This window comes from Corynebacterium sp. MSK012 (genome assembly GCF_030232435.1).
Lineage (GTDB): Bacteria > Actinomycetota > Actinomycetes > Mycobacteriales > Mycobacteriaceae > Corynebacterium > Corynebacterium jeikeium_D.
Genome location: NZ_JASPJU010000007.1, coordinates 42,066 through 64,228 on the forward strand (window position 1 = coordinate 42,066; position 22,163 = coordinate 64,228).

Annotated in this window: 21 protein-coding genes; 17 read left to right on the plus strand and 4 right to left on the minus strand. The window is 58.9% G+C overall.

Going from position 1 to position 22,163, the window contains the following annotated elements; translation table 11 throughout:
• Positions 1-155 precede the first annotated feature (155 nt).
• The gene (gene ffh / locus QP977_RS05840; protein ID WP_048735500.1) at positions 156-1,769 is read left to right on the plus strand and encodes a signal recognition particle protein; all 1,614 of its coding nucleotides are present in this window, start codon (positions 156-158) and stop codon (positions 1,767-1,769) included.
• A gap of 16 nt (positions 1,770-1,785) precedes the next feature.
• Here the strand turns inward: ffh and QP977_RS05845 are convergent, their stop codons facing one another.
• Entirely contained in the window at positions 1,786-3,903 is a 2,118-nt protein-coding gene (locus QP977_RS05845; RefSeq protein ID WP_284807128.1) for an acyltransferase family protein, read from the minus strand.
• A 331-nt stretch (positions 3,904-4,234) separates the two neighbouring features.
• Between QP977_RS05845 and rpsP the strand changes: the two genes are divergently transcribed.
• From rpsP to QP977_RS05865, 4 genes are all read left to right on the plus strand, one after another.
• Positions 4,235-4,717, plus strand: coding sequence for a 30S ribosomal protein S16 (gene rpsP, locus QP977_RS05850; protein WP_038628648.1), 483 nt, complete (start codon positions 4,235-4,237; stop codon positions 4,715-4,717).
• A gap of 144 nt (positions 4,718-4,861) precedes the next feature.
• Positions 4,862-5,356, plus strand: a complete 495-nt coding sequence (gene rimM / locus QP977_RS05855; protein WP_049171609.1) for a ribosome maturation factor RimM — start codon at positions 4,862-4,864, stop codon at positions 5,354-5,356.
• A complete protein-coding gene (gene trmD, locus QP977_RS05860; protein WP_049171525.1) occupies positions 5,353-6,240 on the plus strand; it encodes a tRNA (guanosine(37)-N1)-methyltransferase TrmD in 888 nt (295 codons plus the stop codon). The genes rimM and trmD overlap by 4 nt, the downstream gene beginning before the upstream one ends.
• Positions 6,240-6,887, plus strand: a complete 648-nt coding sequence (locus QP977_RS05865; RefSeq protein WP_049171524.1) for a phosphatase PAP2 family protein — start codon at positions 6,240-6,242, stop codon at positions 6,885-6,887. Before trmD ends, QP977_RS05865 begins: the two co-directional genes overlap by 1 nt.
• On the opposite strand, the gene QP977_RS05870 is transcribed toward QP977_RS05865, so the two are convergent.
• Positions 6,847-7,341, minus strand: a complete 495-nt coding sequence (locus QP977_RS05870; protein WP_049171521.1) for a DUF1877 family protein — start codon at positions 7,339-7,341, stop codon at positions 6,847-6,849. The two genes, QP977_RS05865 and QP977_RS05870, sit on opposite strands and share 41 nt — an antisense overlap.
• Positions 7,342-7,423: 82 nt before the next feature.
• Between QP977_RS05870 and QP977_RS05875 the strand changes: the two genes are divergently transcribed.
• Positions 7,424-9,727, plus strand: coding sequence for a Tex family protein (locus QP977_RS05875; protein ID WP_070767137.1), 2,304 nt, complete (start codon positions 7,424-7,426; stop codon positions 9,725-9,727).
• 38 nt (positions 9,728-9,765) lie between these two features.
• On the opposite strand, the gene QP977_RS05880 is transcribed toward QP977_RS05875, so the two are convergent.
• The gene (locus QP977_RS05880) at positions 9,766-10,749 is read right to left on the minus strand and encodes a DUF1648 domain-containing protein (RefSeq protein WP_048735516.1); all 984 of its coding nucleotides are present in this window, start codon (positions 10,747-10,749) and stop codon (positions 9,766-9,768) included.
• A 342-nt stretch (positions 10,750-11,091) separates the two neighbouring features.
• Here QP977_RS05880 and QP977_RS05885 point away from each other — a divergent pair, with 342 nt between their 5' ends.
• The 9 genes from QP977_RS05885 (at position 11,092) to QP977_RS05925 (ending at position 19,369) form a co-directional block, all read left to right on the plus strand.
• Entirely contained in the window at positions 11,092-12,501 is a 1,410-nt protein-coding gene (locus QP977_RS05885) for an HNH endonuclease signature motif containing protein (protein WP_049170763.1), read from the plus strand.
• Between the two features lie 139 nt (positions 12,502-12,640).
• The gene (rplS, locus tag QP977_RS05890; RefSeq protein ID WP_048761860.1) at positions 12,641-12,982 is read left to right on the plus strand and encodes a 50S ribosomal protein L19; all 342 of its coding nucleotides are present in this window, start codon (positions 12,641-12,643) and stop codon (positions 12,980-12,982) included.
• Positions 12,983-13,056: 74 nt separating this feature from the next.
• Positions 13,057-13,854 carry a signal peptidase I gene (gene lepB / locus QP977_RS05895; protein WP_070767565.1) on the plus strand — a complete coding sequence of 266 codons (798 nt, stop codon included), beginning with the start codon at positions 13,057-13,059 and terminating at the stop codon, positions 13,852-13,854.
• The gene (locus tag QP977_RS05900; protein WP_224783775.1) at positions 13,829-14,533 is read left to right on the plus strand and encodes a ribonuclease HII; all 705 of its coding nucleotides are present in this window, start codon (positions 13,829-13,831) and stop codon (positions 14,531-14,533) included. The genes lepB and QP977_RS05900 overlap by 26 nt, the downstream gene beginning before the upstream one ends.
• A gap of 54 nt (positions 14,534-14,587) precedes the next feature.
• On the plus strand, positions 14,588-14,890 hold the full coding sequence (locus tag QP977_RS05905; RefSeq protein ID WP_005509529.1) for a DUF2469 domain-containing protein: 303 nt from the start codon (positions 14,588-14,590) through the stop codon (positions 14,888-14,890).
• 211 nt (positions 14,891-15,101) lie between these two features.
• Positions 15,102-15,524 (plus strand): YraN family protein, encoded by a 423-nt coding sequence (locus QP977_RS05910; protein WP_065421646.1) that lies wholly within the window; start codon positions 15,102-15,104, stop codon positions 15,522-15,524.
• Positions 15,525-17,057 (plus strand): YifB family Mg chelatase-like AAA ATPase, encoded by a 1,533-nt coding sequence (locus QP977_RS05915; protein WP_049170772.1) that lies wholly within the window; start codon positions 15,525-15,527, stop codon positions 17,055-17,057.
• Positions 17,058-17,086: 29 nt separating this feature from the next.
• On the plus strand, positions 17,087-18,223 hold the full coding sequence (gene dprA, locus QP977_RS05920; RefSeq protein ID WP_070652940.1) for a DNA-processing protein DprA: 1,137 nt from the start codon (positions 17,087-17,089) through the stop codon (positions 18,221-18,223).
• Between the two features lie 291 nt (positions 18,224-18,514).
• Positions 18,515-19,369, plus strand: coding sequence for a tyrosine recombinase XerC (locus tag QP977_RS05925; protein ID WP_070652971.1), 855 nt, complete (start codon positions 18,515-18,517; stop codon positions 19,367-19,369).
• 14 nt (positions 19,370-19,383) lie between these two features.
• Here the strand turns inward: QP977_RS05925 and QP977_RS05930 are convergent, their stop codons facing one another.
• Positions 19,384-19,905, minus strand: coding sequence for a murein hydrolase activator EnvC family protein (locus tag QP977_RS05930; protein ID WP_065421708.1), 522 nt, complete (start codon positions 19,903-19,905; stop codon positions 19,384-19,386).
• 377 nt (positions 19,906-20,282) lie between these two features.
• On the opposite strand from QP977_RS05930, the gene rpsB reads away from it, so the two are divergent.
• Entirely contained in the window at positions 20,283-21,104 is an 822-nt protein-coding gene (gene rpsB / locus QP977_RS05935) for a 30S ribosomal protein S2 (protein WP_040360682.1), read from the plus strand.
• 55 nt (positions 21,105-21,159) lie between these two features.
• Positions 21,160-21,987 carry a translation elongation factor Ts gene (gene tsf, locus QP977_RS05940; RefSeq protein ID WP_049170780.1) on the plus strand — a complete coding sequence of 276 codons (828 nt, stop codon included), beginning with the start codon at positions 21,160-21,162 and terminating at the stop codon, positions 21,985-21,987.
• Positions 21,988-22,163 lie beyond the last annotated feature (176 nt).

Here is a 22,163-nt window from a genome sequence, read left to right on the forward strand (position 1 = left end):
TTACTTCCTATTGGTTACACCCGAATCGGGGCATTTAGGGTGGGTGGGCTGCAATCGTTGTCGATAGGCGAAGCTGTAGATATGTGCCAAATGGAGTATCCAGCGGGTACGGTAGAACAGTTAAGAAAAAACAAGGCAAAAGGGGAGCTGGAAACTTGTTTGAGTCTCTTTCCGATCGTTTGACGGGTGCCCTGCGGGGGCTGGGCGGGAAGGGCCGCCTGACTGAGGCGGATATTAACGCCACCGCCCGCGAGATTCGGCTGGCTCTTCTGGAAGCCGATGTCTCCCTCGAGGTTGTCCGTACCTTCATCAAGCGCATCAAGGAACGCGCTAACGAAATTATTGGCAGCCAGACTGTCAACCCGGCAAACCAGATTATTGAGGTCGTCAATGAGGAACTGATTAACATCCTCGGTGGCGAGACTCGACGGCTGAATATGTCGAAGCAGCCACCAACAGTTATCATGCTGGCCGGTCTGCAGGGCGCTGGTAAGACCACCTTGGCCGGTAAATTGGCCAGGTACCTCACGGATCAGGGGCACACCCCGGTCCTCGTCGCCTGTGACCTGCAGCGTCCAGGTGCGGTGCAGCAGCTGGAAATTGTCGCTGAGCGTGCAGGCGTGCCGTGCTTCGCACCGTTCCCGGGCACCAGCCTCGATTCCACCCATGAAATGGGCACCAGCGAGGACAACCCAGTTGACGCCGCGTTCCGTGGCCTCGCTTATGCTCGCCAGCATCGCCACGATGTGGTGATTATCGATACCGCAGGTCGCCTGGGTATCGATGAGGTTCTGATGAAGCAGGCTCGCGACATTCGCGATGCCATCAACCCGCATGAAGTTCTGTTTGTCATCGACTCCATGATTGGTCAGGATGCGGTAGAGACCGCCAAGGCCTTCCGAGACGGCGTTGACTTCACCGGCGTTGTACTGACCAAGCTCGATGGCGACGCGCGCGGTGGCGCTGCACTGTCTATCCGTGAGGTCACCGGTAAGCCGATTCTGTTCGCCTCCACGGGCGAGAAGTTGGAGGACTTTGACGTCTTCCACCCAGACCGTATGGCCAGCCGCATCCTGGGCATGGGTGACCTGAAGACGTTGGTTGAGGTCGCTTCCAAGGAAATCGATCATGAGCAGGCTGCCAAGTCCGCCCAGAAGATTGGTTCCGGCGAGCTGACTCTCGAGGACTTCCTCGAGCAGATGATGATGGTCCGCAAGATGGGCCCAATCGGCAACATCCTCAAGATGCTCCCCGGCGGCGCGGAAATGTCCAAGGCCGCGGAAATGGTCGACGAAAAGCAGCTTGACCGCATCGAGGCGATTATCCGCGGTATGACTCCGGAAGAGCGCGAGAATCCGAAGATTTTGAATGCTTCACGACGTCGTCGTATCGCCAACGGTTCCGGTGTGTCCGTTTCAGAGGTTAACCAGCTCATCGAGCGTTTCAATGAGGCGCGGAAGATGATGGCGCAGATGGCCGGCCGATTTGGTATGGGCGGTGGTCGCCCATCGAACCGCAAGGCCAAGCGTGGTCGAAAGGGCAAGGGCAAGAATAAGCGCAAGGGCGCTAACCGTGGTCCAACGCCGCCGAAGGCAATGCGCGGTGGCGGAATGCCCGGTATGCCTGGAATGCCAGGTATGCAGGGCATGCCGGGTATGCCTAGCATGGCTGAACTGCAGAAGCTGCAGAAGCAGATGGGTAATCAGCTGCCAGAAGGTATGGAGGACTTTGACCTCAACAATCTCGACTTCGGACAGGGCAAGAAGTAGCGGGGACTAGAAGTAGCTAGTCCCGCAGAGCCTTCTGAATCTGGCGGTCCATTTCAGGACTGAAAGTGGCCGCTAGTTCATCGGTGATGTGATTGCTGTCGCGGTAGACGTAGATATTGCCAATAACTTTACGGCAGGTGGTCGGACCGCAGAAGATGTCGGAGAAATCTAGACTGTGCCCGTTGGGGAAGTTCGCAAGAATCTCCTCAGCGGGATTTTCTGCATTTAGGGCAGTTTTGCGGTGGATAGTGCAGTCTTCTTCCGCTTCTTCGCATACGCTGGGGGAGAATTGGTCCAAGTCCTCCCGTAGCGCCCATGGGTTATCGCGGATGGCGAAGAAATCAATTCCGCGTTCTTGCAGAGCAGCGAAAAACGAAACGTAACCATCCGGTGTGTAGTCGCCGGGCTGCGGTGGGTCCGCCTGGAACAAGGGTCTGGTTGCAGTGGTGAAAACCATCTCTGGCTGAATCTCGTCAATTTTCTGCAGAGCCTCGAAAGTCCAGGCCACGCAGATATCGCCGACTCCGTGGATCGGTTCTAAGGTCGCTGGACAGCCTTGTCGGAGAAGAACCACCACTCGGTACCCGTTGTTTTTGCCGTAGGCATCAATCGGGGCAAACCAATGTTCCATGTGCGAGCCGCCGACGATGACAATCGATTCACTAGCATCTGCATCACCGTAGACACACGGCTGGGTCTCATCGCGCCAACGGCGATTCGGCGGGAAGTATCCGACGTCCTCACCGCCTGTCGCAAGGCAGCCATCGAGGGCAGGTTCCGGCCAAAGGTCCGTGATGAAATCGGTATTCGGCTTTGTGGCTGCCTTGGGGACCTCGTACCCGTCGGTAAGCGCGAGTGCACCTGGATAGACCTCTGGATCTAGGCTGGTGGCGGAGGCGCGATCGACGCGCACCTGTTGCACGTTGACAAGGCTGGACATGCCGACCAACGCAATGACGACAACAGTGCCGACTGCCGCTAGACGACGAGCCGGGCGACGATGCTTCATTGCGTGGATTGCATCGCCAACGACGGGCTGAGTCCGGGTCGGTCGGCGAGTCGATTGAGCCAGCGGCAGCTCGACATACTTGTTGGTGAGTTTGGCCAAAATAAAGGAAACGACGATCACTGTGGTGCCAAGTTTCAGCCCCGGAGTATCGCGGTTGAGGTAGTTTATGGCCAGGATGAGAAGAGGCCAGTGCCACAGGTAGAGCGCGTAGGCGCTCTGGCCTACTTCGCGCATTGGGCGGCTGGCCAGGAACTTGGAGATCCAGCCCGCCTCAGGGCCGGCGATAATAATCAGCGCAGCACCACCGAGGGGCCATAGGGTCCAAGGGCCTGGGAACTGTGCGGCGCCGTCGAAGATGAAACCGGTGGAGACTACCAGTGCGAGGCCGATGCTGGCTAACAGCACTCGAAGTGGCTTGGGCATGGGGATGGAGCCCCGGACAAGAATCAGTCCGAGTAGTGCGCCGAGGCAGAGTTCCCAGAGGCGGCTGACAGTGGAGTAGTAGTTCCAGCCCTGGTTTTCGGAGTGCATATAGAAGGCATAGGCAAGCGAGCCGAGAGTGATAACTGCCAGCAAAGGGGTGAGGATTCGGCGGAGTTTACCGCCGGTAGCGTCGGTGCGCTTCGCCTCCACCGGTGAGGTAACCGCGCCGACAATCTGGGGTGAGCGCGTCATCCAGGCGAGTAGGGAGATGAGCAAAATGGAGCCGAGATAAAACTGGCCCTGTACCGACATTGACCACAGGTGCTGCAGTGGGGAGGTTTCGCTCTCTGCGGCTGCGTAGTCCGAGCCCTGGAGTGCCAGTTCATAATTTTGGTAGTAGAGCAGGCTGGCGCGGAGTTGCTGGGCAATGTCGATCGTGCGAAGCGATGGAATGAAGTAAATGACAAACAGGGTTGTCGCAAAGAGGACCAGCACTAGTGTCGGGATTAGGCGACGCAGCGTGCGCCAGATGCTCCACCATGGATTGATGGACTGCCGGGGATTGATGGCATTGCGGTACTGCGCGCCGAAGAAGAAAAACCCGGAGAGCAAGAGGAATACGTCCACACCACCGGAAACGCGGCCGACGTAAACGTGGAAAAGGACTACGAGGGCAATCGAAATGCCCCGTAGTCCGTCCAAGTCATACCTATATTGGGTGCCGGTGGTTTTCATAGAATGTTACGTTACCGCACTGTCAACGACGTTCAGCATTAGTGGGTATGCAGCGTTTCGAGTGCGCAGTTTTGTTAATTTCCAAAAACTGCTGGTAACATACCTCGAGTTGTCTCAATGAGAATCCTCAGCTGAGGCACGACTGCGAATTCATCGGATCCGGCCACGGCCGCCCGGTGGTCACGCGCAGTGTAAATATCCCAAGGGCAAAACCGGTCCGAGGCACTTCGTTAGTAATTACTCGTGAGCTCGGATGCATAAGTATTGTCCAGTGACATAGAAGAAAGAGGAACTCCTCATGGCAGTCAAGATTAAGCTGCAGCGCCTGGGTAAGATTCGTACTGCTCAGTACCGCGTCGTCGTTGCTGATGCTCGTACCCGTCGCAACGGTGCGGTCATTGAGAACCTGGGCATCTACCAGCCGAAGGAAGAGCCGTCGATCATCAAGATTGACTCCGAGCGCGTTCAGTACTGGCTGGGCGTCGGTGCACAGCCGACCGAGCCGGTTCTGGCTCTGCTGAAGGTCACCGGCGACTGGCAGAAGTTCAAGGGCCTCGAGGGTGCAGAGGGCACTCTGAAGGTTGCTGAGCCGAAGCCGACCAAGCTCGAGCTGTTCAACAAGGCTCTGGAAGAGGCCAACAATGGCCCGTCCGCTGAGGCCATCACCGCTAAGCGCCGCGAGGCCAAGGAAGCAGCTAAGGCTGCTAAGGAAGCTGAGGAGGCCGCAAAGGCTGCCGAGGCTGAGGCTGCTGAGTCCGAGGCTTCCGAGGACGCCGAGTAATAAGGACGCTGAGTACGCCGCTTAGCTAATCCGGGCGCTACCTTATACTTCAAGACGAAGTGTTGGGTGGCGCCTTTTTGCTTTACGCAGGGTGTTTTACAGAGCCTTTATAAGAGAGGGAGTGTGCGCGTGTCGGTAGCTGACATGGTGCTTATTGGCCGAGTGATCAAGCCCCACGGTGTGCGCGGGGAAGTCGTCGTCGATGCGACAACGGATGATCCGGAAGGGCGTTTCGCAGTCGGGGCCACGCTGTTGGGTGTACAGGCCGGCCGTGAGGAACAGCTGACTGTGAAAACGGCACGCCCGCACCAGGGGCGTTTGCTGATTCGCTTCGAGGAGATTCCGGGCCGCAATGAGGCCGAGCGTCATCGGGGTATGAAGTTTTATGCCGAGCCCGTCTTCGAAGACGAGGACTTTTATGACTTTGAACTTGAAGGCCTGCGCGTAGTCCATAACGGCACCGATATAGGCGAGGTCACTTCTATCGTCCGCGCGCCCGCTCATCGTCTCCTTGAAGTCACGCTTGACGACGGGGCCCGGGAGGTACTCATCCCTCTGGTAGAGGACATCGTTCCGGAAGTTGACCTTGAGAATTCTACTGTCACCATCACCCCGCCGGAAGGACTGTTGGAGCTGTGAGCTTACGTCTCGATGTAGTCACAATCTTCCCGGAGTACCTCGAGCCACTGCGTCATGCGCTGCTGGGCAAGGCAATTGAGCAGGGCATTTTGAGTGTCGGAGTGCACAACCTGCGCGACTGGGCGCCAGGTGTACATCAAGCCGTGGATGACTCGCCCTACGGCGGTGGCCCCGGCATGGTTATGAAGCCGGATGTCTGGGGCCCCGCCCTCGACGAGGTGGCGACGCTGAAAGCGGAGCAGTCGCTCACGTCCGCGGTGCCACATTTGGACAATGTCCGCCATGATCAGAAACTGGGCTTGGTCGAGGAATCTTCCTATGCTGCAGCGGAAGTGCCGTCGTTAAGCGAAGAAGATTCAGCGAAGCCCCTGCTGATCGTCCCGACCCCGGCGGGCGAGCCGTTTACGCAGCAGATGGCGCAGGAGTTCTCACACGAGGAGCACATTGTGTTCGCGTGCGGGCGCTACGAGGGCATCGACCAGCGAGTTATTGATGATGCCGCTAATCGTTACCGCGTGCGTGAGGTCTCTATTGGGGACTATGTGCTGATCGGCGGGGAAGTGGCGGTGCTGGTGATTGCGGAGTCCGTCGTGCGGTTGATCCCGGGTGTGTTGGGCAATCGCAAAAGCCACGAGGAGGACTCTTTCTCTGACGGTCTGCTCGAAGGGCCGTCCTACACCAAGCCGCGCGAGTGGCGTGGACTGACAGTGCCGGACGTTCTCCTCAGCGGCAATCACGCGCTGGTGGACCGTTGGCGGCGCGACCAATCGCTCATCCGCACGGCCGAACGTCGTCCCGATTTGCTTGCCGACGTCGACCTCAGCGCCCGTGACCGGGAAATAATCCAGGGAGTCATTGGGGAAGTAACCGAGGAGAACTGCTAGTGGCACGTGTTCGAATTGCGCGACCTCGGCACGTCATTGGTTGGCTAGCTGTCCTTGGGGCGCTGGCGTGGTTCACTCAGACGCAGCTGGCGGGGAGTATGGATCAGTCGTTTGCGGGCTGGGTCAGTGACCTGCATGGGGCGCGGGATGGCCGCGTCGATAGTGTGATGCTGGCTTTGAGCGAGATTATCCGGCCGATTTACATCGCGCCGGTCACGCTTGTTGCTGCGGCACTCCTGTGGTTCCGCTTCCGTGCGTGGGCGTTGCTACTGCCGGCGTCATTCGGTTCGTCAATTGCGGTGACTTATGCCATGAAGTGGTTTTTGGACCGCGACCGACCGGGAGAGGAGTTCTCACTGGTCAACCTGCACGATGCGGCGTTTCCTTCTGCACATGTGGCAGCGGTTACCTCCAGTGGCATGGCCGCGATGCAGCTTGCCATCCCCGTATTGCGCCGCACAGCCCGCAAGCTGCTCGACCTGGCCATCATCGCGCTTATCGGCGCTGTGGCACTGTCGCGCGTGTGGGTCGGGGCGCACTGGCTCACCGATGTTATCGGCGGCCTCATCGCCGGAGTTATCGGCTTAGCAGTTGCGCTGCTAGTTCTTAGGAGATGGCCACGAGCACGGCGCTACGCGCTGCCTTAGTCTCCTCGTAGAAGGCCACGAGTTCGCGGTACCGCTGTGTCGCAGTGGCTTCGTCGATAAGCGAACCATTGTCCGTGATGCGGGCGGCAAGATCGATGCTTGCCAGCGTCTGGTGCACGTCGCCGACGCGATCGGCGCGGATGACTGCAGACAGCGGCTTGCGGCAGACGCGGTCGGCACCGAGGATGGCCTCCGCCAGCGGGTCGCCGAGTGCCTGGCCGTCGATGGGATTGCCGGTCAACGTGCGCAGCAGGGACTCCCAGTCCGTGTCGATGTCCAGGGCATCTTCGTCCGGAACGTCGACGAAGTGCTGCAGGATAATCTTCTCCGCGCCGTCGGTAACAAGCCCCGCCGTGCCGCCGTCGCTGGTCGCCGCAGGTGCTGCGACCTCAACTAACCGCGCTGCCTCCTCATCGGAAATGCGCAGGTATTCGGCACAGAGTTTCTGCTTCATGGGGCTCCTTTTCCGGTGATTACTGCGAGCCTTCTGTGGGGCGTTCGCCAATTGGTACTTCCACGATAGTAAAGTTGCCCGGGTGATTTCATCAGTAATTGCCCGAGAACTCGCCGCCACTGGTGCGGACGTTGCCGAAAGTGCCGTCGCCGCCGCTATCAAGCTTCTCGACGAAGGCAACACCGTGCCTTTCATCGCCCGCTATCGCAAGGAAGTAACCGGCGGACTCGATGACACACAGCTGCGTTTCATCGAGGAACGCGTCGTCTACCTGCGCGAACTAGAAGATCGCAAGCAAACGATTCTCGCCGCTATCGAAGAGCAGGGAAAGCTTAACGACGACCTGAAGGCCGCCATCCTCGCCTGCGACACTAAGGCGCGGTTGGAGGATCTCTACCTGCCGTACAAGAAGAAGCGCAAGACCAAGGCCGATATTGCACGTGAGGCCGGGTACGAACCGCTGGTGGAGGAGCTGCTGGCCGACCCAGCCGCGGACCCCGAGACTCTGGCCACTAAGTACGGCGAGGCAGCTGGTAAGGATGCGAAGGACGCTCTGACCGGTGCCCGTGCCATCTTGGTCGATCGCTTCGCTACCGATGCTGATTTGGTTGGCTCTGTCCGTGAGCAGGTGTGGTCCTCCGGTTCCGCCGCCGCTGCCGTGGTGGAGGGCAAGGAGACTGCGGGTGCGAAGTACCGTGACTACTTCGAGCACAACGAACCTCTGGACACCATGCCTAGCCACCGCGTGTTGGCCGTGCTGCGCGGTGAGGCCGAGGGCATCCTGACGCTCAACATCGATGCGGGTGAGGATGAGACCTACGAGCACATGATCCGTGAGGCCTTTGAGCTTCCCGACGGCGGTACCTCCAAGTGGATTGACCAGGCCGTTCGTTTCGGTTGGCGCACCAAGTTGGAGGTGTCCGCTGCCCTCGATGCCCGCACTCGACTGAAGGAGCGCGCCGAGGCCGAAGCCGTGGATGTCTTCGCCCGTAACCTGCGTGACCTGCTGCTGGCCGCACCGGCTGGCCAGCGCGCCACTCTCGGCCTGGACCCGGGATACCGCAATGGTGTTAAGTGCGCCGTTGTCGACTCCACTGGCAAGGTGCTCGACACTGCCATCGTCTACCCGCACCAGCCGCGCAATGACTGGTCCGGCGCCAAGGAGCAACTGGCCACTCTCTGCGCCACGCACCGCGTGGAGCTCATGGCCATCGGCAACGGCACCGCTTCCCGCGAGACCGAAACCCTGGCCCGCGAAATCGCTGACCTGATAGCTCAGGCCGGCGGCAAAAAGCCGACCCCTGTGGTGGTTTCTGAGGCCGGTGCTTCCGTCTACTCCGCATCGTCCCTGGCAGCAGCTGAGTTCCCGGACATGGATGTATCTCTCCGCGGTGCCGTATCGATTGCCCGCCGCCTGCAGGACCCGCTTGCTGAGCTCGTCAAAATCGATCCGAAGTCCATCGGTGTCGGCCAGTACCAGCACGACGTTTCCCAGACCAAGCTCGAGCACTCTCTCGATGCCGTGGTCGAGGATGCCGTCAACGCTGTCGGCGTGGAGGTCAACACCGCCTCTGCGCCGCTGCTCGGTCGCGTTGCTGGCGTGTCCTCGACTGTTGCGGACAACATCGTCGCTTACCGAGACGAAAACGGCGCTTTCACCTCCCGCAAGGAGCTGCTGAAGGTTCCGCGTCTTGGCCCGAAGGCCTTCGAGCAGTGCGCAGGCTTCCTTCGCATCCACGGCGCTAACAACCCGCTGGATGCCTCCGCCGTGCACCCGGAGTCCTACCGCGTCGTCGATGCCATCGCCGCTTCGACCGGCGTTAGTGTCCAGGAGCTCATCGGCAACTCCCGTGTCCTGTCCAAGGTGCGTGCTGCAGACTTCGTCGACGAGTCCGCAGGTATCGGCCTGCCCACCGTCCAGGACATCTTGACCGAGCTGGACAAGCCCGGCCGCGATCCGCGTCCCGAGTTCGTCACCGCCACCTTCAAGGAAGGCGTGGAGAAGGTCTCCGATCTTCAGCCCGGCATGATTCTCGAGGGCACCGTCACCAACGTCGCGGCCTTCGGCGCCTTCGTCGACGTCGGAGTCCACCAGGACGGCCTCGTCCACGTCTCCAACATGGCCCGCGGTTTCGTCTCCGACCCGCACGAGGTCGTCCGCTCGGGCGAGGTGGTCAAGGTGAAGGTTCTCGACGTTGACGTCGAACGCAACCGCATCGGTCTATCGCTCAGGCTTGACGACGACGCCTCGGATGCCAAGCCAAAGCGTGACGGCGGTCGCCGTGATGGTCGTGGTGATGGTCGCGGCAAGGGGCGCAAGCGCGGTTCCCAGAACAAGAAGCAGGGCGGTTCCATGGCCGACGCGCTGCGCAGGGCAGGCTTTTAGCTCCTGATCTGTTAGCGCTTGATTTATTAGCGCATAGCCTATTGGCGCATAGCGTCGATGCGGCTGTTGATCTCACCCGCGACAGCCGCAGCCATTCCATCCGGTACGACGATGGTGTAATCGGACCCCGAGGTCTCAATCTTGACTGCCTCGCCTGACCGTGCCGCCACGGTGATGCGGCCATCATTGCCAAGTCGAAGCCCAATACCGCCACCGTCGGCCCAGTTATAAGTGGCCGGCTTCGCATATTTGATGGTTCGAAGCTCAATGGGGTGTTTCATCTTCAGCGGTCCACAGCCGTTAAAAACGGTAATGGAATCTGTCTTCGGGTCCGTGTCTAGTGTCATGCCGGTTTCATATGCGATGAGGAATAGCGGCGTGCACAGCAGAAAAACAATGCCGAGGCTTGGCAGGAACACTGCGAGCGCTACAGACACCACGCACCAGACTGCGAGGGTGACCTTGACCCCCTTAGAGATGGTCACACTGACATCGATGGGAGTCGGGGCTCCTTCTCGATGGGGCAACTGTGGCGATGTCGGCTCGGTGACCGTGGCGTCGGTAAGCGAGGAGTAGTCCTTGAGGCGGCGCGTCACGAGCAGGGCCGCTACTAGGCCGATGATGACGCCGGCTATTGCATAGATCCAGCCGATTCGGGCGGTCGTAGGGTCCGTCGTGCCGATCTGCGGGATGATAATCGCGAATTCAATGCCGATTAAGAAGCCGCAGAGGGCGAGGTTGGTTATTGCAATTGGCTTGCGCACGACAAGCGGCGTGCTGGTCTTTGCACCGAGCCAACCGATCTGCGCACATGCGATGACGATGATGGCCATAATCAATGTGCTTTGAATTGGCGGCATGAAACCGTTGGGAGTGCCGCTACCGCTCCAATGCGTTGCTAACTGCTCCGGTAGTCGGTCGGAAATGGCAATTACCCACAGAAGCTGTGCAATCGCCAGAACGCACGGGGCGATGATTGTTCCTCGAACAATCCAGGGGTCAAAGCGTGGAATCTGCTGCATGGAGACAATCTAGCAGTTGGGGGGGGGGCTTTGTAGCAACGGTCGGCAGCGGTCGTTATTGGAGTGCTGTATCAGCGTGACGTTGTAGCGAGCGGTTGTAGCGTGCCGTCTTAGTGTGCGCGGAGTTTCGCCAGAAGATGCACCTCGTGACATTTGATAACACGCTCAACAATTCACTCGAATGTACAAGCGAAAAAGTTTTATTAAAGGGGTTGCGCAATCGAATGGGTGTGCTAAAATGGAGGCATCAAGAACAAAGTGCTTGAGCTTCTCTTCTTGGCGTTGGGCTAGTGGTATTCACTGGTTATCGACACTGAGCGGGGTTGGGGCTTTGGGGGAACAATGTCTGAAAAAGATAGTCCGGCCAAACAACCGTCCGATGTTTACCAAGCGGCTCTGCTGCCTGAAGCGCCGCAGTTTTTCCACGAGTCATCCACGAACCAGTTGGCGGTGGCGGGTATCCAACGCAATCGCCTGGAACTGGGTATAGCTTGCGGTTGCACGCCGAAGTCGCTTGAGATTGATGTGGATGCATACATTGCTGAAATCGCACCCGAGTTGGGTATTTCCCGCGGTAAGGCGCTCGAGTATGTAGAGGTCGGCATTCAGTTAGCGCGTATGCCCCGGCTGGGTGCCTTTATTAAAGCTCGAGCTCATTTGCCCTTTGCGCATCTGATCACCATTGCTCGCGCGACAGCGCCGCTCCACGATCCAGAGGTGCGTGCAGCTGTTGAAGAAGAAATTGCCCGCTTTGTCATTCCCCGAAAGCATGGCGAGGCACTCCGGGGAGTTCGCAGCCTACATAAATTCCTGCAACGGGTTATCGAAGAAATTGAACCTCAGCTTCGCCCCAAAAACCTTCCGGGTGATGTCGATCCGCTGCTTCCTGCAGGAGAACGCGAAATAGTAGGAGAGAGTATCGGTTTTGAAGAGAGCGACAACTTCGCGGAAGTTTTTATGGAGCTGGAAAAGACCCGCGCTCTCGAATTCAAAACCACCCTCGAGTCCATCTCCAGCTCAGCTGGCTGCACTCGAGTCGAAGCTTTGACACACCTCATCCGCGGCACCGCCGAGGCAAAAATCGTACTCAACCTATACTGTCCTGCCACAGAGGAGCGTCCCCGCACCGCCTGGCTTGGCGGCGTTGGCTGGATCTCGCAGTTAGCTACGCAGGCGTGGATTGATAAGGTCACGCATATTCGTATGCTTGCCGACGAAACCGCGGAGGGCTACGCCCCAACCGAAAGTCAGAGAGCCTTCGTTAAAGGTCGGGACGGAACGTGTCGCTTTCCGGGGTGTGATGTACCCGCGGAGCTCTGCGACATTGACCATATTGAGCCGTACGACAAAGAGCACCCAGAGGAGGGCGGGGCAACAGAAACGCCGAACCTCCACTGCCTCTGCCGCCGGCACCACAACATGAAAACAGCTGGTCTGTGGAATGTTGCACGTGATCGGGATGGGGTGGAACTGTGGACGTCGTCAAGCACGGGCAAAAAGGCGGTGAGCCTGGAAGACGGGCCGCTTGCCGGGCACGGGCGCTACACTTTCGACAAACGGGGACTGCGGATGACGCAGGCGCTGGCAGAATATAACGAGTATCGCCAGGAGCTGATAGAGCAATCACGGAAGCTGGTCGAGGAAGCGCGCAGGGGAGAAGACACCGATACTCCCAACCCGCAAGACCCCCAAGACTCGGAAGCTCCCCAAGACCCGCAAGACCCGCCGAACATGGAAGAGTTTGGTTTCTGACCAGGGGGTGTGTAATAATTTCCAGGTTGTCTTTATAGGCAGCTTTACCTGTTTCGGGCATGAACCGGCCGAGCGTCCCTCTGTGGGAAAGCGCCGCCAGGGTCCTCTGTCTATGCAAAAAGTAAAGGAATAAGTTTCCATGAACATTCTTGACAAGGTTGATGCAGCATACCTGCGCGACGACATTCCGGAGTTCCGCGCTGGTGACACCGTCGAGGTCGACGTAAAGATTGTCGAGGGTAAGACCGAGCGTATTCAGGTCTTCAAGGGCGTCGTTATCCGTCGTCAGGGCGGCGGCGTCCGCGAGACCTTCACCGTCCGCAAGGTATCCTTCGGTATCGCTGTTGAGCGTACCTTCCCGGTGCACTCCCCGAACATCGACGAGATTCGCGTTGTCTTCAAGGGCGACGTTCGCCGTGCGAAGCTGTACTACCTGCGCAACCTGCGCGGTAAGGCTGCACGCATCAAGGAGCGCCGCTAGTCTTTTGGCGCAAAATAATCCCCATCGAGTGTTGAGCTCGGTGGGGATTTTTCTATCGCGTATAGTCTTTTCCCATGACCGACGACGATTCTCGCGAACAGACTGACGGCCAAAAAGAAGACCGTACTGAAGGCTTGAAAGGCTTCCGGAAACTCGACGAGGAGCCTGAAAAGCACACTCCGTGGTACATCGAGATTCCAATCATTATCGTGATTGCCCTGCTCATCAGTGCCGGTGTGCAGTCCTTTATCGGCCGCGTCTACGTGATTCCATCCGAGTCGATGCAGCCGACGCTCAACGGATGTGTCGGGTGCACCGGTGACCGCATTTGGGTGGATAAGGTTTCCTACCAGTTCTCAGATCCCAAGCCCGGCGATGTTGTCGTCTTTAATGGCCCGGAGTCCTGGAATAGTAACTACGTGTCACAGCGTTCAACTAACCCGGTGGCGAACTCGCTGCAGACGGTTGGTTCCTGGATTGGCCTTGTTGCGCCGGATGAAAATGCGTTGGTCAAGCGTGTGATTGCTACGGGTGGGCAGACTGTGCAGTGTCGCCCAGGAGATCCCGGCATCATGGTTGACGGCAAGATGACAGAGCAGGATTTCATTAAAACTCCGGCAGACAAGCCGGTGGTGGATAATCTTGGCTCAGAGCAGTGTGGTGGCCCGTACTTCGGGCCGGTAACAGTGCCGGAGGGGAATCTGTGGGTCATGGGTGATAACCGCACCAACTCTGCGGACTCTCGCTATCACATGGGCGACGAGCTGCAGGGTACTGTGCCGCTGGATAACGTCGTCGGCAAGGTGCAGGCAATCATCCTGCCGTTTAACCGCATCGGTGGCGTCGATGATCCGGACATCCAGCACAACTAGTCAGCACAGTCTGCTCACGCCGCCGGCGCCGAAACTGCGGAGGCTGAAGCAGTCGCGCACGATAGAGGTCGCGCTGGCAAAGCGCGGCTTTGGACCTGTAGCCGGGGTCGACGAGGCTGGTCGCGGCGCCTGTGCAGGCCCGATAGTTATCGCCGCCTGCTGCCTTCCAGAACGCCCTATCGCAGAGCTGGATAAGCTCACCGATTCTAAAAAGCTCACGCCGGCCGCACGTGAACGGCTCTTTCCGCTCATCCAACGCTTCGCTACCTCTTTTTGCGTGACGACGATTCCCGCGTCCTACATCGACCAATTCGGCATTCAGGACGCGAATGTCACTGGAATGCGCCGCGCGGTAGCCGGGTTGGGACAGCGTCCTGGCTATGTGCTTACCGACGCACTCAAAGTGTCTGGCTTCACGGCACCCTATTTGCCCGTGATTGGTGGTGATTCCGCTTGCCGATGTATTGCTGCTGCGAGTGTCTTAGCCAAAGTCACCCGCGACCGCATTATGGTTGACCTATCGGAGAAGTATCCGGATTATGGTCTGGCGGGGCATAAGGGCTACGGCACGTCATCGCATATGGAAGCGATTTCACGCCATGGCGCAACCCCGGAGCATCGGTGGTCATACCGCAATGTGCGCTTGGCACACGCGGAGTATCTTGAGCACCCCGAATAGACCAACATGTACAAAAAGAGCAACATGTAAACACTCGAAGGAGCCGTCGCGGTCGTGAGCGCAGAAGATCTAGAAAACTACGAGGCCGACGTTGAACTATCCCTGTACAAGGAGTTCCGCGATGTCGTTAGTCAGTTTTCGTACGTTGTTGAGACGGAGCGCAGGTTCTACCTTGCTAATGCTGTGGAGCTGATTCCGCACAACAGCGAAAACGAGGTCTATTTCGAGCTGCGGATGTCGGATGCGTGGGTGTGGGATGTCCATCGCCCGGCTCGGTTTGTCCGCTACGTGCGCGTTATCACTTTCAAGGATGTCAATATCGAGGAACTGGATAAGCCTGACCTACGACTGCCGTAGCTTTTATAGCTTTTCATCTCTTGGTATAGCTAGCTGCTAACAGTTATCCACAGTCGAAAAATTATCCACAGTTTGGGCCTTCCGAGCATCTATCGGAAGGCCTTTGTCATGCCCGCTGTGCAAGAGTGTTTCCGAACCGCCAAGGCGGCAAAAGTCTAGGCACTAAACAGCCTAGGCACAATTCAACGGGGAACCAGGGGGACCGGGGGCTATGACACAGAGCTTTGAAGAACTAACCACGAGACAGCTCGGCGCGTTTGGGGAGGATTTCGTCGCCGAGATGTTGGAGGATCAGGGGTGGGAAGTTATTGCTCGGAATGAGCGGGTGGGGCGCTATGAGCTCGATCTTATTGCTGAAGATGTTGACGGCAGGCTGCATTTTGTGGAGGTAAAAACGCGGCGCAGCTCGCGAAGTAGTCAGTTTGGGGACGGCAGAGAGTCCATCACAGCAGCCAAGCTTCGTCATTTGCGCAAGGCGGCGGCACAGTGGCTGTCAGAGAGTTCTACCTACTGGTTAGAGTCCGTAGTTATCGACTGCGCAGAAGTCACAGTGTCCAGCCCTTCGTCCGGTCCTCCAGTCGTTGCAGTTACGTACATTCCCGCAATCAGCGACGCGATCATGTGGGACTGCTAGATGACTGTCGGTACAGCTCTTGCAGTCAGCCTCAGCGGCATTGAAGGAACTATTGTGCAGGTGGAAGCCGATGTTGGGCGTGGCTTGCCGGGAATGTATATCGGTGGGCTCGGCGATGCCGCCGTCGGAGAAGCCAAACATCGCGTGCGCACGGCGGTTGCTAACTCGCAGTTGCCCTGGCCGAAGACAAAAGTCGTGGTGAGTCTGTCGCCGGCGCATATCCGCAAGCACGGCACTAGCTTTGACCTCGCCATCGTCTGCGCCATCCTTATCGCAACCAGCGATGACATGGAGGCCCGAGGTCGTCTCCGCCACACGGTTCTCATTGGCGAACTTGGGCTCGACGGTTCCATTCGACCGGTGCGTGGAGTGCTGCCGCAAGTTCTTGCCGCCCGCGAGGCCGGTGCCCGTTGGGTTGTCGTCCCCGCCGCCAACGCCGCCGAGGCCGCGCTCGTCGACGGCATCGCAGTCTGCACCGCAGCCGACCTCACACAGCTATGGGGCTGGGTACTCACCGGCTCAGGTTTGACGACCGCGCTTAACGACGACCCCAGCGAACAAGCCTTCTCGGTAGACCTGGCCGATGTCGATGGCCAACCTGAGGCGCGCTTCGCCCTCGAGGTAGCCGCAGCAGGTGGGCACAATCTGTTCATGCAGGGTTCTCCGGGAACTGGGAAGTCCATGCTCGCTGAGCGCTTGCCCACAATTCTGCCGCCATTGCAGAAGTGGCAGCAGCTGGAGGTCACCGCGCTGCATTCGGTGGCCGGAGCGCTCGATACTGCGGACACTCTTGTCCAACATCCGCCGTTTGTGGCTCCACATCACAGCGCGACTGTGGCAGCGCTAGTCGGCGGCGGTGCTGTGCCCAAGCCCGGCGCGATTAGCCTTGCCCACCATGGGGTGCTCTTCTTGGACGAAATCACCCTCATGCGCCCGGCGGTATTGGATGCGTTGCGGATGCCGATGGAAAACGGGGTGGTCGTCCACCTGCGTACGCACCATCGAGTGACTTTTCCGGCGAGAACACAACTAGTCATGGCGACCAATCCCTGTCGGTGTGGGGCGGCGTATGCCAGCGAATGCACCTGTTCTAGTACCGAGCGAGCCAAGCATGGTCGCGCATTATCGGGCCCGCTACGCGATCGCATGGATCTCAACGTCACGCTCAGTCCTGCCGGGGCCAAGCTGGGAATTAAAAACAAAGCACACAATGAGCCCTCCGCGGCCGTTCGCGATCGGGTACAGGCCGCACGTGACCGTGCCCGCCATAGGTGGCAGGCCCTGGGGCTTGCCGACGAAGCAGCCGTCACCAACGCGAGTGTGCCACGCTCGCTTCTCCGTCGTCACGCGGGCTTAGACGAAGAAGCGATGGCGTTATTGGACTTCCAGTTGAGGAACGGAGAGATTACCCAGCGGGGAGTGGACAAAGTAATCGCAGTGGCGTGGACGCTCGCAGATCTCGGGGGAGTAGACGCGTTTACCTTCGAGCACGTGCAACGCGCCTGCCAGCTGCATGACCGCGAGGGCGGCTAATACAACCGAACCATTATCAAGGGGGAGAAATGGACGAAATTCACGCGTGGGCTTACCTGAATCGTGTGGTAGAGGCGACGCATCCGCAGATTGTGCGGCTCGTGACGGAGTTTGGGCCGGTAGAGGTAGCAGAGAGGATCAAGGCTCGCGCCGGGCTGCCGGAAGGTCTGCTCAATACGACGCAGGCGCGAGCCGACGTTGACCAGAGCGGCCACGATTTGGAGCTGGCGGCAGCGATGGGGTGGCGTCTTATTTATCCGGGGCACCCAGAGTGGCCGGGGGAGCTGCTGTCCTGCTTTACGACGCTCGAAGTCCGTGACCGCGCCGATGCACCACCACTTGCGCTGTGGGTGCGTGGCCGTGACTTGCGGGACGTGGTCAGTGAAGCGGTGGCGATTGTCGGAACGCGGATGGCCAGCAGCTACGGGACACAGGTGGCGGCCCAATTCGCGGGGCAGTTCGCGAATGCGGGGGTTAGTGTCATCAGTGGTGGTGCGTTGGGTATTGATGCCGCGGCGCATCGAGCTGCGCTCGACGCTGGCGGCACTACGGTTGTGGTCGGAGCCGGTGGTGTAGGGGTTGACTATCCGCGGGCGCATGCAGAACTCTTCGACGGGATTGCAGAGCGGGGTGCGCTGATTACGGAGTATCCACTGGGGGTGCGACCTGCGCGGCATCGGTTTTTGACTAGGAATCGTCTGGTAGCGGCCCTATCGCGAGCAACCACAATCGTCGAGGCGGGCTGGCGTTCAGGGGCGCGCAACACAGCGCACTGGGCAGTGAGGCTAAACAAGCCCTTGGGAGCAGTGCCGGGACCGGTGACGCTGCAAACTACCTCTGGCTGTCATGACCTAATCCGCAGTGGCGAGGCTGTCCTGGTGTGTAGTGCCGATAATGTGCGGTCGCTGTATCGGTCAGTTGGCACAGTGAATGAGGATGCTCAGCTTGAATTGTTGTGGGAAAAGTCGGCGGTGCAGAAGCTTTCTCGAAACGAGCTCGCTGTCTACGACTCTCTGAATTCTGCGGAGCCAACGCCGGTGGGAGAAGTCGCAGCGCAGGCGGGATTGGCCGTGGCGCTTACGACACATTTGTTGCTGGAGCTGCAGGGACGGGGGCTGACCAGTCGGGTGGAGGGTGGGTGGTTGCGCCAGGAACAGAAGCGTTAGTGAGGCGCTAATAAAGCCTTCTGCAGAGAATCTCGAAAAAATCTTGAATTAGGTATTGCAATTCTCTGTACGCTCAGTAATATAGGCAAGGCAAGCCTAAGTAACTGTTACGGAAACGGGCTTGTGACATGGGTGAGGCAATAGGGCAGTGGCTCTGGCGAAAGTCGGAGTCACTGCCTTTTTCCGCTGTCTGGTGAGGTCTCGCGGTGTGCATCTACTAAGGTCAGAACCGTGAAGCGCGCAACCAATAACGACGACAGGACTGAGCCGGATCTCGGGTTATCCGCCAATATTGAGGCCGTGCTCATGGATTTTCTCGATGAGCTGACTTATTCCCGCAGACTCTCTGACGCAACCGTCCGTGCCTATCGAGCCGATCTCATCCCCCTCCTCGCCGGCCTGGACCACATCAGTGAACTCTCCACCCCTGTCATCCGTGCGCACCTCGGCGCGAAGCATGCGGAGGGTGCTGCGCGGTCATCGCTGGCTCGCTTAACGACGTCCATTCGCCAGTTCTGTAGTTGGCTCGTAGCTCGGCAAATTCTCGATGCTGATCCGTCGCTGCGGCTGTCAACGCCGAAGAAACATCAGCATCTTCCGGAAGTGCTCTCGCCGGAGAGGGTTGAGGAGGCAATCGAGAAAGTCTCCTCCGAGGACAGCGCAGTTGCGGCTCGCGACTTGGCCATTGTGGAACTGTTGTATGCCACTGGGATGCGTGTAGAGGAGCTGTGCAAGGCCGACGTCTCTGATGTGGACTTTTCCCGCCACATCATCTCGGTAGTGGGTAAGGGGAACAAGCAGCGCATCGTGCCCTTCGGTGTACCAGCGGAGGCGGCACTCAAAGGCTGGCTCCAGGTGCGTGGAAGCTTTCATGCTTCCGCACAGGCCGAACATGCGCTTTTTCTCGGTGTGCGTGGAGGTAGATTGAATCCTCGTCAGGCGCGCCGAGTGATTCATAAATGGGCTGATGTTTCACCGCATTCGCTCCGGCACTCTGCGGCCACAGCCATGGTGGAAGGTGGCGCTGACTTGCGTGTGGTGCAGGAGATGCTCGGTCATTCGAGTCTGGCGACCACGCAGATTTATACCCACGTCTCAGCGGACCGCCTCCGTGAAGTACACAAGCGGGCACATCCGCGCGCTTAATCGCGCAGGGTTGTTTAATTGCGTACAGGCTTGAGCACGATTGGTCTCCGCTGTATCAAATCCAGTGGGTTGAGATAGTCTTTGCCGCGCAGTGCGCCCCAATGCAGGCCCGGTTCGGGATGTTTGGCGTTGACCACAAGATGACCAATCACCTGGCCAGCGGCCACGTGGTCTCCCTTTTCTAACGCGGTATCTATGGGCTGATAGGTTGTGCGGATGCCATCGGCGTGCATGATTGACACGGACGTCATTCCGGCGATTGAACCGGCGAAATGCACCACACCGGGAGCTGAGGCGCGGATTGGCTGACCCGGGGAGGCGTTCAGGTCTACTCCGCGATGTCCAGGCTGCCAGCGTTTTTCCGGTGGGGCGTAGTCGCGTAGTATTTTGCCGTGCACAGGGAAGGTATGCGCACTAGCGGATATTGGCTCGCCGGTAGCTGCAGGTGGGCTTGGGGGTGTTGTTAGCGCGACAGCGAGCACGAATAGCGCTAATGTGCGCATTAGCGAGCGCTTGAAACTCTGCTTGGTCGTCATGCGCGATAGTGTGGCGGACGCTGCACTCGTCGACAAGCGGCAGTGCATTGCAAACGGTTCTAGCTGTGGATGACTTTTTGTCCTGTGGATAGCAGGGCGTGTCAGATATTGCGACCTGTGCGATGTATCAGATAAGATGACGCTCGCGGTGTCTGCCTTAATGGGCGGTCATTAGCACAAAGACTACGCGCGCGACCCATTCCGGCTGGTTCACGGGTGCTCGGCAAGGATATCTGTCGGGTGTGAGGCAGCGGGGGAGCGCTAGGGCACAGGGAAAGCCTGTGCGTGAACTGTAACCACCTATATCGGATAAGAAAGGAAGGGAAGCAGCCGCAGCCCTAGTCAGGCTGGACGCGAGGATCTTCCCTGAATATGACATGGCTGTTGTATCCATGCGAGAACTGCTCGATGCAGGTGTCCACTTCGGTCACCAGACCCGTCGTTGGAACCCGAAGATGAAGCGTTTCATCTTCACCGAGCGCAATGGCATCTACATCATTGACCTGCAGCAGACCCTGACCTACATCGACGAGGCTTTCGAGTTCGTCAAGGAGACTGTCGCTCACGGTGGCAACATCCTGTTCGTCGGTACCAAGAAGCAGGCTCAGGAAGCCGTTCAGAACGAGGCAGAGCGCGTTGACATGCCATACGTCAACCACCGCTGGCTCGGCGGTATGCTGACCAACTTCGCCACCGTTTCCAAGCGCCTGGCTCGCCTGAAGGAGCTTCAGGCAATGGACGCTGCTGAGAACGGCTACGAGGGTCGCGGCAAGAAGGAAATCCTGATGCTGACCCGTGAGCGCACCAAGCTGGAGCGCACCCTGGGCGGCATTCGCGACATGTCCAAGGTTCCGTCCGCACTGTGGATTGTTGACACCAACAAGGAGCACATCGCTGTCGCCGAGGCTAAGAAGCTGGGCATTCCGGTTGTTGCCATCCTGGACACCAACTGCGACCCGGATGACGTTGACTTCCCGATCCCGGGCAACGACGACGCAATCCGCGCTGCTTCCGTGCTGACCCGCATCATCTCCACCGCTGTTGAAGAGGGCCGCAAGGCTCGCGCTGAGCGCGAGGCCAACGCTGCTCGCGAGGCAGCAGGCGACGCTCCGATCGAGTCCGCCGCTGAGAACACCGACCAGGCTGCAGAGATGGACGCCGAGGGCTCCACTGCAACTGAGACGGCATCCGCTGAGTAAAGCTGAACTTTCTAACCACCACAAGTTCTAACCACCACAAGGAGGAACGCCCAGCATGGCGAATTTCACTGCTGCTGACGTCAAGAAGCTCCGTGAGCTGACCGGCTCCGGCATGAAGGCTTGTAAGGACGCACTCGTCGAGACCGACGGCGATTTCGACAAGGCTGTCGAGATCCTGCGTATTAAGGGCGCAAAGGACGTCGGCAAGCGTGCAGAGCGCACCGCCGCCGAGGGCCTGATCGCTGTTTCTGGTAACACCATGGTCGAGGTCAACTCCGAGACCGACTTCGTTGCCAAGAACCAGGAGTTCATCGACTTCGCCAACAAGGTCGCCGACGCTGCCGCAGCAGTCAAGGCAAACTCCCCGGAAGAGCTCGCAGCAGCTGACCTCGACGGTCAGACCGCAGCTGACGCTACCCAGGAGCTCTCCGCAAAGATCGGTGAGAAGCTGGAGCTGCGTCGCGCCGCTACTCTCGAGGGCGACAACATCGCTGTCTACCTGCACCGCCGTGCAGCAGACCTGCCGGCAGCTGTCGGAGTTCTGGTTGCTTACACCGGTGAGGGCGAGGGTGCTGCAGAGACTGCTCACGCAGCAGCTATGCAGGTTGCCGCTCTGAAGGCTCAGTACCTGTCCCGCGAGGATGTCCCGGCCGACCGCGTCGAGGCAGAGCGCGCTGTCTACGAGAAGATCACCCGCGAAGAGGGCAAGCCGGAGCAGGCTATCGCCAAGATCGTCGAGGGTCGTCTGAACGGCTTCTACAAGGACGTTGTTCTGCTGGAGCAGCCGTCTGTCGCCGACAGCAAGAAGACCGTTAAGCAGCTCATGGAAGAGGCTGGCGTTACCCTGACCGGTTTCGTTCGCTTCGAGGTTGGCCAGCACTAATTCGCTGTAATTTGTGCATAAGCCTCTAGCTGTGAGCTAGTTTAAATGCCCCGCTCGGGAACCCGGGCGGGGTATTTTGCTGTCCTGCAGCCGATAATGCGGAGCGTCAAGTGTGCCTTGCTGTCGTGACCGGGTAGACTCGTCTGCGACTTTTTAAACGGTGTGAGAAAGGTGCA

Bases quoted from the DNA above. Each gene is read 5' to 3' on its own strand.
- rpsP (WP_038628648.1), top strand. From the start codon at position 4,235: ATGGCAGTCAAGATTAAGCTGCAGCGCCTGGGTAAGATTCGTACTGCT.
- rimM (WP_049171609.1), top strand. From the start codon at position 4,862: ATGGTGCTTATTGGCCGAGTGATCAAGCCCCACGGTGTGCGCGGGGAA.
- QP977_RS05870 (WP_049171521.1), bottom strand. From the start codon at position 7,341: ATGAAGCAGAAACTCTGTGCCGAATACCTGCGCATTTCCGATGAGGAG.
- QP977_RS05880 (WP_048735516.1), bottom strand. From the start codon at position 10,749: ATGCAGCAGATTCCACGCTTTGACCCCTGGATTGTTCGAGGAACAATC.
- QP977_RS05885 (WP_049170763.1), top strand. From the start codon at position 11,092: ATGTCTGAAAAAGATAGTCCGGCCAAACAACCGTCCGATGTTTACCAA.
- rplS (WP_048761860.1), top strand. From the start codon at position 12,641: ATGAACATTCTTGACAAGGTTGATGCAGCATACCTGCGCGACGACATT.
- lepB (WP_070767565.1), top strand. From the start codon at position 13,057: ATGACCGACGACGATTCTCGCGAACAGACTGACGGCCAAAAAGAAGAC.
- QP977_RS05900 (WP_224783775.1), top strand. From the start codon at position 13,829: ATGATCCGGACATCCAGCACAACTAGTCAGCACAGTCTGCTCACGCCG.
- QP977_RS05910 (WP_065421646.1), top strand. From the start codon at position 15,102: ATGACACAGAGCTTTGAAGAACTAACCACGAGACAGCTCGGCGCGTTT.
- QP977_RS05915 (WP_049170772.1), top strand. From the start codon at position 15,525: ATGACTGTCGGTACAGCTCTTGCAGTCAGCCTCAGCGGCATTGAAGGA.
- dprA (WP_070652940.1), top strand. From the start codon at position 17,087: ATGGACGAAATTCACGCGTGGGCTTACCTGAATCGTGTGGTAGAGGCG.
- QP977_RS05930 (WP_065421708.1), bottom strand. From the start codon at position 19,905: ATGACGACCAAGCAGAGTTTCAAGCGCTCGCTAATGCGCACATTAGCG.
- rpsB (WP_040360682.1), top strand. From the start codon at position 20,283: ATGGCTGTTGTATCCATGCGAGAACTGCTCGATGCAGGTGTCCACTTC.
- tsf (WP_049170780.1), top strand. From the start codon at position 21,160: ATGGCGAATTTCACTGCTGCTGACGTCAAGAAGCTCCGTGAGCTGACC.